This window comes from Paenacidovorax caeni, assembly GCF_001298675.1.
In the GTDB taxonomy this organism is placed as follows: domain Bacteria; phylum Pseudomonadota; class Gammaproteobacteria; order Burkholderiales; family Burkholderiaceae_C; genus Paenacidovorax; species Paenacidovorax caeni.
Genome location: NZ_CYIG01000076.1, coordinates 1 through 9479 on the forward strand (window position 1 = coordinate 1; position 9479 = coordinate 9479).

At 53.7% G+C, this 9479-nt stretch carries 18 protein-coding genes; 2 read left to right on the forward strand and 16 right to left on the reverse strand.

All coding sequences use genetic code 11. The features are described from left to right. Positions 1-649 (reverse strand): site-specific integrase (locus tag BN2503_RS20300; RefSeq protein ID WP_491893070.1); only part of this gene is annotated, 649 nt, incomplete at its 3' end. A gap of 1348 nt (positions 650-1997) precedes the next feature. Between BN2503_RS20300 and BN2503_RS20305 the strand changes: the two genes are divergently transcribed. Further along, positions 1998-2243, forward strand: a complete 246-nt coding sequence (locus BN2503_RS20305) for a hypothetical protein (RefSeq protein ID WP_139235575.1) — start codon at positions 1998-2000, stop codon at positions 2241-2243. A 95-nt stretch (positions 2244-2338) separates the two neighbouring features. Here the strand turns inward: BN2503_RS20305 and BN2503_RS20580 are convergent, their stop codons facing one another. The 15 genes from BN2503_RS20580 to BN2503_RS18200 form a co-directional block, all read right to left on the reverse strand. Next, complete coding sequence (locus BN2503_RS20580) at positions 2339-2485, reverse strand: hypothetical protein (protein WP_158447375.1); 147 nt, start codon at positions 2483-2485, stop codon at positions 2339-2341. 324 nt (positions 2486-2809) lie between these two features. Next, positions 2810-2962, reverse strand: a complete 153-nt coding sequence (locus BN2503_RS20585) for a hypothetical protein (RefSeq protein WP_158447376.1) — start codon at positions 2960-2962, stop codon at positions 2810-2812. 24 nt (positions 2963-2986) lie between these two features. Further along, the gene (locus tag BN2503_RS18160) at positions 2987-3409 is read right to left on the reverse strand and encodes a hypothetical protein (RefSeq protein WP_054258019.1); all 423 of its coding nucleotides are present in this window, start codon (positions 3407-3409) and stop codon (positions 2987-2989) included. A 223-nt stretch (positions 3410-3632) separates the two neighbouring features. Continuing rightward, positions 3633-4067 (reverse strand): hypothetical protein, encoded by a 435-nt coding sequence (locus BN2503_RS19730; RefSeq protein WP_074930482.1) that lies wholly within the window; start codon positions 4065-4067, stop codon positions 3633-3635. Positions 4068-4226: 159 nt separating this feature from the next. Next, positions 4227-4517, reverse strand: a complete 291-nt coding sequence (locus BN2503_RS18165) for a hypothetical protein (protein WP_054258027.1) — start codon at positions 4515-4517, stop codon at positions 4227-4229. 242 nt (positions 4518-4759) lie between these two features. Beyond that, the gene (locus BN2503_RS18170; protein ID WP_054258020.1) at positions 4760-5095 is read right to left on the reverse strand and encodes a hypothetical protein; all 336 of its coding nucleotides are present in this window, start codon (positions 5093-5095) and stop codon (positions 4760-4762) included. A 12-nt stretch (positions 5096-5107) separates the two neighbouring features. Further along, positions 5108-5500 (reverse strand): hypothetical protein, encoded by a 393-nt coding sequence (locus tag BN2503_RS18175; RefSeq protein WP_054258021.1) that lies wholly within the window; start codon positions 5498-5500, stop codon positions 5108-5110. A 12-nt stretch (positions 5501-5512) separates the two neighbouring features. Then, positions 5513-6100 (reverse strand): hypothetical protein, encoded by a 588-nt coding sequence (locus BN2503_RS21110; RefSeq protein WP_233495126.1) that lies wholly within the window; start codon positions 6098-6100, stop codon positions 5513-5515. A gap of 350 nt (positions 6101-6450) precedes the next feature. Further along, positions 6451-6645, reverse strand: coding sequence for a hypothetical protein (locus BN2503_RS20310; protein WP_139235574.1), 195 nt, complete (start codon positions 6643-6645; stop codon positions 6451-6453). A 15-nt stretch (positions 6646-6660) separates the two neighbouring features. Further along, on the reverse strand, positions 6661-6858 hold the full coding sequence (locus BN2503_RS18180) for a hypothetical protein (RefSeq protein ID WP_054258022.1): 198 nt from the start codon (positions 6856-6858) through the stop codon (positions 6661-6663). Between the two features lie 15 nt (positions 6859-6873). After that, positions 6874-7056 (reverse strand): hypothetical protein, encoded by a 183-nt coding sequence (locus BN2503_RS18185; protein ID WP_054258023.1) that lies wholly within the window; start codon positions 7054-7056, stop codon positions 6874-6876. 15 nt (positions 7057-7071) lie between these two features. Then, on the reverse strand, positions 7072-7668 hold the full coding sequence (locus BN2503_RS18190) for a hypothetical protein (RefSeq protein ID WP_054258024.1): 597 nt from the start codon (positions 7666-7668) through the stop codon (positions 7072-7074). A 21-nt stretch (positions 7669-7689) separates the two neighbouring features. Continuing rightward, positions 7690-7941, reverse strand: a complete 252-nt coding sequence (locus tag BN2503_RS20315) for a hypothetical protein (RefSeq protein WP_139235573.1) — start codon at positions 7939-7941, stop codon at positions 7690-7692. Between the two features lie 281 nt (positions 7942-8222). Further along, positions 8223-8465 (reverse strand): hypothetical protein, encoded by a 243-nt coding sequence (locus BN2503_RS18195; protein WP_139235572.1) that lies wholly within the window; start codon positions 8463-8465, stop codon positions 8223-8225. Between the two features lie 20 nt (positions 8466-8485). Further along, a complete protein-coding gene (locus BN2503_RS18200) occupies positions 8486-9163 on the reverse strand; it encodes a tyrosine-type recombinase/integrase (protein ID WP_054258026.1) in 678 nt (225 codons plus the stop codon). A gap of 121 nt (positions 9164-9284) precedes the next feature. On the opposite strand from BN2503_RS18200, the gene BN2503_RS21115 reads away from it, so the two are divergent. Beyond that, positions 9285-9479 (forward strand): hypothetical protein (locus BN2503_RS21115; protein WP_233495127.1); only part of this gene is annotated, 195 nt, incomplete at its 3' end.

Sequence of the window (9479 nt, forward strand, 5' to 3'; positions counted from 1 at the left end):
GGCGCTGGTTGGGCCCGGGGCCATCGAGCTGCAGCGCCTGGGGGCGTCGAGCGCCCTCCTCTTCTATATAGAGGATGGAATTCATCTTGAGGTTGCGCACCTCCATGGGCGATAGCGCCAGCTCAGAAATGCAAATCAGCAAGGCACGGTTGCGCAGTGCCTGAAAGTCGTCTTCTGGAGGCAGCGGATGCAAACATTGCTGGAGTGCTTTCCACAGCGAGGGCGACATGATGGCGCCCTTTGGATCTTCACTTCGCGGCTGCTCATCTTTGACGATTTCTCGAACAGGATTGCTGGCAACCCAGCCGTTTTGCAAAGCGAAGTCGTAAATCCGCTCAAGAAGACGCCAGTAGCGGCGACGTGTGATGTCGCTAACCTTTGATTCGGCCTTTCGGCTGGTTGGACCTGATTCGAGGAAATCAAGAACATCGACCGGTGTGACTTCTTGCCAATCGACTGCTTTTGCTAGCTGACCGTTCTTTCCTGTCTTCAAATAGCGAGTGAATGTTGCCCAAAAATAACGGTACGATGGCTCGCCTTTTATGCCAATCGGATCACGGTCGCGCGCAGAACCTTGATCGAGCCAAAGATCGATCAAGACCTCCATCTGTGGAGCTGGATTGCGGTGAAGAATTTCCGCTTCCGACATGCTGCTGCTTTGAGATGCTTTTGTTAGTTTGCATCATAGTTTTTCTGGCACTGAGCAGCAAGAGTGCTGGAGATAGGTGTTGCGAAATCGCCTTTAAGGAACTTCGAAATTTTTGCGGATTTCGACGCGAAATTGCATCTGAGTCTTGGTCGCCCCTTTTTATTTACAAGTCTTTGAGGTCATGTAATATTATTGGATGTTTTGCGATGGTGAACGATGACTCAGAAATCTAGTCGTTCAGGGGAATTTAATGAGTGACTTGGGGACTGTGATCAGATGGTGGGCATTTAACAGGTCGCAAAAAAGCTCCCAGTCAGACGCAGTGCCTGGTGAGTGGGTGCAATGCAGGCATTGCGGCGATCCCTCAAGTTGTTGAGTTGCAGTTGTATGCACGTCGATTCCGAACCGTTTGGAAAAACGGCCAACTGTTGAACCATCATTGGCGTGCACCCAAACTATGGAGCCATCGTGGTTGACCTGTACCTGCGCCTCAGATTGATGTATGGCCATGATTATTAAAATGAGTCAAGAAGGATTGACTACTCTGGCCAGTAAGAATCCAGAAGATCGTAGCATTGCATTCTGGGAATAATATGGCCTCAGTCTTGTAGCTCATAAGTGGAGAGGGATTGAAAACGCCTTGCTGAACACATGCTTCAGGCCCAAGCCACATAACCGTCCTGGCATCGCAGACGAAGCTGTCGCGTAACTTGATCCACCAATGGTGATCGATGCGCCCTACCCCATCAACTTCCAATGCTCCGACGTGAACTTCATGTTCAACGTGAGCATGATTAAGCAAATGCGAAAGTGCTCTAGTAGTTCCGTCACACTCAAGTGGTAGGTCGGCGAGATGTGCCAAGAACCTAGCAGCAACAACTACATCCTGAGAGATCATAGGATTCCGATGGTATTCTCGATGAAGCCAAGATTGTTGGACGTACGTTGAAATTTGCTGTCGTTATGTACGAGCGATTCAGATGGAGCCGTTTGTCTCAGACTTGTTTTCAAGTAATAAGAGGCAAATCGCTGATTCATAGCATCCGCCGTCAAGAATAGCTATAGATCACTCACATTTCCTCAAGGAATGTATCCCGGTTTGTGAATCGGATCATCTGGATGTCCACCACAAACGCAACACCAGAAAACACCTTCCGATGGCTCATCCATGGGGACCAACTGGTGGCCAATCATTTCCCGATCTTCGTTATAGTGAAGTGGATTCAGTGGAGGTAATGGATAGGGAAAAGATATCTTTTTCGAGAGCTTGCTGTTCGTTGAAATCGTCATGAATCATATTACAACGTACGACGATCCCAGCAAGGCATCCAACTCCAACAAATCGATAATGAACGACAAAGCCCATTGCGGCACAGCCATGTTTCTCTGCGACCTCGTGATTGGTCCGTTCTCATCGAAAGCTGATCACCCGTCTGCAGGATTTCACCAGGCCAGTTTCCAAGATCTGTATCCCATTGATGTGTACTTGTTAACACACTGCACGTATGGGAATGCTTTCCAGAGTGGCATTCTTTCACTTGAAGGACAACTCCCAATGGCTTCATTGTTGTTTGCTTTTGGGTTGTCTCAGTGAAAAGCAAAAAAGCCGCGAAACTAGCAACAAGTAGCAGCCAGGCTATTGCTGAAATATTTGACTTAGAAATTCTCATAGTTGGATCTTTCCTTGTCTCAGGCGGTATATTCAAGAAGCTGCAAAATTGCCTGAAGCTCTTCCATGGACACCGTGCCGTTGATTGTCACAGTGCCAGCATCTTCATCTAATGAGATAGCGGCTTCGGCTTCTGCCAAGATTGCTCGCGCTTGGTCGTGTGTCATGCACTGAATCCTTACGAAATTCCAAGTCAGGAAACCGCCATTCGATAGCCAGTCAAGTAAATTCACCGCATCAAATTAACCGTAATGGCCTCAGTATAGTATGCATGCACACTGAGCGAAAACCCTATTTTTGCAATGGTCCGAATACTTTCTCAGCATGGGCCAGTAGTTCTGGGCCGCACCCCCTATAGCGAGCGGTGCCCGGGGAGCAGAAGTATCCCTTCCAAGTCGATTCAGAAAGGGGGCGTACTTTGATTTCGCGGTTGAAGATAACATGTATTTTCGGCCCCAATGGGAATGGTGATGGTCGCCATTCCTTACGACTCACTCGGTGACCTGGACGACGACACTGAAACTCGCCAGGTACAGGGTTCCATCACCATCCTCGATGCCTTTGTCCAGCGCACGCACTACGCCTGTATGCAGGCGCTCTTCTGTGCTCTCCATCTCAGCCAACTCGGCGCGAGATACTTTCACCAATATCTCCATATCTTTCCTTGATTAAGTTGGGTACGTGGTACGAAGCAGACCTGATTCAAGTTTAGCAGCCAAAGATTGCTCCACCAAGGTCTTCGCCACTGCATCCATCGAGTCGCCCCACAGGCCCAACTCAACAAGCCTTTGCAGGTGTCTTTTGGCTTTTTCGTTTACATCGAATTTAAGACGACCATCTTCTCCCACCGAGTCACGGGATGCCTCTTCTTCTGTGATGAAAATATCAAATGCAGCCGTCGCTGGGTGCAACTGCTTCTCAAAGCAAGTACGAAGAAAATGATCATCCCCAGCGATCAACTCTTCTATCCAAGTCGCACTCAAATCCTTGCGGCTCTGCAGAACCTTTCGCACCGCACCAAGGTACTCTTCCAAGGTCGAATACTGGCTGCTTGCTAGATGCGAATCAGTTGTTGCCGTCTTCTTAGACATGGTTATCTATCCTCTCATTCTAAGATCATAAAACTAATCCCCTGGATGGTAATCTAAATAGCCACATTCAGTCTCAAGAATTTCTATGGTTTTAGATGTCCTGCTTCCGGATCTTCAAGGCCAACTGCAGGCAACCCAGAGACGGATTATGCCAGTTGACAGGCCGCGATCTGTGCGGCGGTAAGATGAGTGCTACAGACCTTGATTTCAGATACTGCCAGTCCTAACGGGCGATCAGCAGTGATATTAGCCTTGGCGATATTTCCTGAGCGCGGTACGGCTCGTCCACTAGCCTAATTAGTAGCGGGCGCACCTGATCCAACGTCAGGTCATCGGCAGCTACAAGTGAGCGGGACAGTACCTCTAAAGCGATTGCCAGCGCTGAGCTGTCCGGTGGCGGCAATTCAGGATGGCGAGGATTTCCTGAATGTTCTATATCGAGCCATCCGAGTGACTTTCCCGTAGCCTTCTCGATTCTTCTAGCTGTTTCCTTGCGCATACCGCGCCGCTTTCCAGTCTTTGAATCCTTTGCTCCGTTGCGTAAGTTTAGGTATTGCGAGGCGGACATGCCTATGAGCCTGGCGATCTCTGCGGCGCCTCCGACCTCACTCTCGATTGAGAGTAAGTTATCCCGCCTTATTACATCAATATCGTTCAAATTGACATCCATATTGTCAACCACTGTGATTTCCTTGGCCTATCGGTTGGTAAGAACGGCGTGGCGCACGCCACCACATCTACAGCCTGATCGACCACGATGACGCATTGCGCGTCCAGATGGACAGACTAAAAATCGATTTGCCATTAAATGTTCGGATCAGATTGGGTTCGAAGCAATGAGGCCAGGACTGTGCTTCCGTATAGCTTCGTCCTTCAGGATGATCACAACGGGTCCGTCGCGCATATCACCAGTCATGATGCCGTGCAGATCCTTGCGCTCCATTGGAGTGAGGTTTCGCCACTTCGCAATCCAGTCGAACTGACCAAATAAAAGCCCAGTAGGTCCAATTGCACACGACTGGCCGACAGAAATTCCGTTATCGCGGCACCACGCTTTGGCCGCGTACATTGCCTGGAACGTCCCTGACTGGCTGAATTCAATGCGCATGATTTCTCTCAATATGCCGTCCGAAGGCCGTTTTGCTCGAAAAGATCGTGCCTGTACTGATTCACATCCACCCAGACACCACTTGCATCTCGCAATACCCAACGACGCCCCACAGGGTTACCGTTAGGTGTCAAACCATCTTCGCAGCGTGCCGTGAATCCGCTCTCGGACACATACACACCGGGCTCGACTTCGTGCATCACGTTGGACTTGTCAGTGCAGGCATGCATTGCAGCTTTCCTTCAGGTCAACCGGACTTCGCATACCTGGCTGATTAGGTAGCCGAGGCCTGCGATCTTGTGCTCGTGCTTGGGCTCGAACGAACGCAGATGGGCCCTCACCACGCGATTCAGGAGCGCGGGGGCATCTGCGTCGTCGAAGCCCTCACGAAACACGATCTCCCCTTCAGGCGGGGGCTGGTCAGCAAACAAGCGATCCAGCAGCTTCGTGTAGTCGTTTCCGCGCTTGAACTCATCAGGCACTGCGTCGAAGGGAGGCAGCAGTTTGGTGGTGCCGAAGGCGATTTCGACATCCGTAATGGTGTTCAGCGACTCGCGCTTCAGTTTGAAGTCAGGCATGAATCTTTCCTTTCAGACCGCCGCAGCGATCTTGAACCACTCCGCCGCGATCGAGCGGAAGTGTGGTTCGATTCTCTTGGCCTGGGCCTTCCCTTCGTCCACGTTCTTGAAGTGGCCACCGGCCTGTCCGGCCTCCCAGTACCGTTCAGCGTAGGCGACCATTGCATCAGAATCCGCACCACGCGAGCCCAGCTCCAGCGTGCGCATGGCAGCACCAACATGGTCGCCAGCGCCAGGAATACGCGAGTCGCCGAGTGCGGCGCACCAACCATGCTCTGTCGGCTCATTCGCCTCAGCAAACGTCGCGAAAACACGCATGATTGCGGTAGCCAGGGCCAGCGGATGACCAGGGTACACCGGCCAGTCCCCGCTCAGCTCTTGAATGATGAATGCGCCTTGCTCCATACCTGTTGCCTTTCAAAGCCCCACTACGCGGAGGCCGAGGGCCTGGGCTCGGGCGTGGGCGAGTTCTACCGATTCGCAGCAGTCAATCCAGAATGCATTGTCTGAGGCGACGGCGATACAGAATGGCCGACCACCATCACCACACTCGTTCTGCCGAGCCACGACAACATCAACCCCAGCCTTCAAAAACTCCGCCATCTGCGCCCGAAACTCGGGGTTTACCGCAGCAACATGCGCGGCCTGTTCGGGCGTCAGAGACAGATCCTCATGACCAGCCGCAAACTGACGTGCCTGAGAAGCCTCCAGTGCTCGGGCACCAGCAAGTCGAATGACGTAACCGCGCCCTCCTCCAGTTCGCCGACCTTGATCCCTGGCGATCAACCCACGGTCCTGCATCGAGCGCGCCAACTTAGCCACAGCAAGGGCCGCGCCTTGCGGCGCCTTGAAGCTGTAGCCCGGGTATGCAGCAAACCCCAAGGCAGACAGGGACAGCGCAACTTGACGGCCGTCAGCACGGCAAGAGGAGAGCGCCTGAAGCACCAACAGTTCTGATACGGTCTGGGCTGTGTGCAAGCCCGAGTTGCGAATGGTTTTTCTCATGGCTCAGCGATCAAGCTTGGTCTTTTTATACTGGGGTAGCGAAGCCGCCGCATCCTCTACGGCATCACCTTCGTTGCTGTCGAGCTAGATTGCAGCAACGAAGGGCATCAGAGGATGGCGCGCCGTTCATCGTTGCTTTTCTACGAGATTTGACGGGCCTCTTTGACCCACTTGTGCCACGCATCCACACTGCATGCGCTGCTACGAAATTCCTGCCCCGGACGCCGCCATTCAACTGCCGGTGAGGTAAATCGATTGGCCGGAATGAGCTGAACGACCTCACGCCTTTTGCCTTCACGCTCGAACAGAGTGCCTGGTTGAATCCCTGCATTGGACATTGCCGCTTCCCTTCACTCGGTCGGCGGGGGCACTGCCCGCATGACTTGCTTGCTGACACGGTATTGCGCTCCACTCTTCGTGGTCAACACATGGGTGTAGGTGTACCCACCGCTGTAAAACGAAGTTGCCATCGCCACCACTGAGCCACCAGCACTGATGGCCCGCAGAACTTGGTCAACGCCTGCCGATTTCAAGTTGTGGTACATGTCCGGGTCCTCTCATCAACGGCTTTGCCAGCCGTCCGTCAACTCGTATTTGTCCATCAGCGCGAGCCGACGGTCCTGCATCGCAGTGCGCCGGTCCATTGCTTCCTGCGATGGCTTGAGATCGGGCTTGGCGGCGAGTGTGGCATCGTAGGTTGCGACTTCTTTCGTCAGCTTCATCAGCTCTTTCAGCTCAGCTCTGGCGACAGTCCACATTGCTTCTTTCCTTGATCAGGTAGTGATGCCGTACCGCGCCGACAGCTCAGCGATGCGGTGCTCGCGTTGGACTTCGCGCTCACGGGTTTCGGGCGTCGCCAGATCAGGACGAGCCGCCACGGCTGCGCAGTAGCGTTCGCTCTGGCGCACCAGGCCCACCAGCTCGCTCAGCTCCTTTTGCATGCGTTCAAACACCATTTGATTTCCTTTGCTTCAAGCCGGGACGATCTTGACGCTTTCGTTAGGCTCGTGAGCAACGTAGCCTTTGCACTCATCCAGCGTTCCGACAAAATAGGTATAGCCGCTGTAGAGATCAATCACCGCATGAATATGATCAGCTTTACTCGCAGCTTTAGCCCCCAAGGTATTTAGGAGCGACGCGCCCAGCGCCAATATTTCGGCCATCCAACCGTTTTCTAAACGTAGACACACGCCCTTTTTCTCAAGCTCCGCCACGGCACTACCGTGTTTTTGCCCATACACCACATACCTGCCATCTGTGTAAGGCAAATGCGTGGGATCAGCAAGAAGGGAAACAATGTATATGTACTCCTCAGGTGTGAGCTTGATCTTTGCGGCCTGTAACTTCAAAAGCACGTGCGCTTCTACCGGTGAGAGTTCGACCTTCGCCCACACCGCGAAAGCAGCAAGCGTTATCGTTCTATCAACTCCATGCAAGCGGTGCTGACGCGTAACTGATCCAGCAAGCAGCCGGTAGCTAACATATAACCCTTTGATCTCGAAAACCTCACGAAGGCCGACCCTTCCGTCGTGGTAGATGCGGCCAACCATAATTTCTTGCGGCTTCATGCAGTGCCTTGCTTTCCTTGGTCATGAGGCAAGAGCGCCGTTGATGATTTCAAGTTGGTGAATTGACAAACTGGAATTTGCGCGCAAGTGGTTCAGCGCATCTCGAAGCCGATCGTTCTCAGCCAAAAGTTCGCGCAGATCACGCGTGGTGAGCGCGACCTCCCGTGTTTCGTCACCGCCATGCAGCACCGAAACATCGTTATGGTCGATTCCACGCATAGTTGCGCGCTCATCCAAGAACTTCTTGACGCGATTTGAGGCGGCCGTTCTCATATCTCTTTCCTTGGTTTAGGCCGTGGCCTTGGGGACATGCTTTGCGCAGTATGTGCAGTGGTTCCAGTGCCTCACCATGCAGGCGAGCAAGCCAGCCTTGTCGGCAGCGTGGACTGCGTTGCCGTGGACGGTCACGCCATCAACTTCGTATTTCCATGGGGCAGATGGACGTGAGCCCATTTGTCCATGCAAGCGTTTCCCGTTGCGAAGGGCTGCGACAAGCTGGTCTTTGGTACGAATCATGGCTTTATTGTAGTGTGCATGCACACCATACGCAAGCGCTATTTTTGCAAAGGACCAAAGACCTTTTCAGCATGGGCCAGCAGCTCGGGTGCAAATCCACGGTAACGGGCGGTGCCAGGTGTGCAGAAGTAACCCTTCCAAGTCGATTCGGACAGAGGGCGAACTTTGATCTCGCGGTTGAAGAGAACCAAGGCTGCAGGCTGCGTGAGGCCCGCGCCTGTCACAAGCGACCGCAGGCGCTCATTGTTGGGGTTGGCGTTAGATGCACTGTCGGTGTTCATGCACACCATTCTAGCGAAGCCTATAGCGCGTCGGCAAACATGGCTTCGAGCGTGGCCTGGTCAACATCCACGTAGCGCTGCGAGCAATCGATACTGGCGTGCCCAAGGAGCTGAGCCACAGTCTCCATGTCGCCCGTGGTGGCCAGCACCTTGCTGGCGAACGTGCGGCGTCCTGAATGGCTGGAACCACCCTTGATGCCCGCGCGCTGGTACAGCTTGGTCACATGGGCTTGCAGCGAGTCGCATGCCCTATAGGCTTTCTCTTCGCCCGTCTCAAGCACTCGCCGCTTGGTGTTCTGGGACATACCGTCGCCCCGGCTGCTGTAGATCAACGGCTGGTGGGGTAGCAAGCCCCTGTACGGACCTGAGCCGACCACGGTGCCGATGCCGCGCTCGATCCGGTACTGCAGATAGGTCCCCAGGGCATGGATGGCAGGCTTGGAGGCTAAGTACGCGCATCGCTGGCGACACCCCTTTGTGATCGCTTCGCGCATGCTGATTTCGCTGCGCAGCTTGCCAGACGCATGCATCACATCGGCCACGGTGATGCGCGAAATCTCGGTGATGCGCATGCCGCAGTGCCCCAGGATCAGCACCAGAACATCACGCTCCGGGTAGCGTGATGTAGCCTGGGTGATCTTGATGAGGCGGTTGAATTGCCCCTGATGCAGGGTCTTTGCGCGGGTAACTTCTGGCATACAGCTCTCTGTAATTCGATGAGGTTGGCGAAATGCAGAGAGACAGCCACGCGGGCTCTTTTTTGATGATAAACGGCGCCGATCCTCAACATCAAGGAAAGTCAACCGCATGAGGCCAAGTATGGCACGAGTTTTGGGCCTCGAAAACATCAAGGAAAGTCAACCGCATGAGGCCAAGTATGGCACGAGTTTTGGGCCTCGAAACACGTTCGGCCAAGGAAGGTTGAGCGCTCGCTTGCCGCTCAATGGCAAGAGCTTGGGAGGCAGTATGCATTTGGGCCTGGCGCGCGCGCAGCTGCTTCCCCGCAGCGATGGA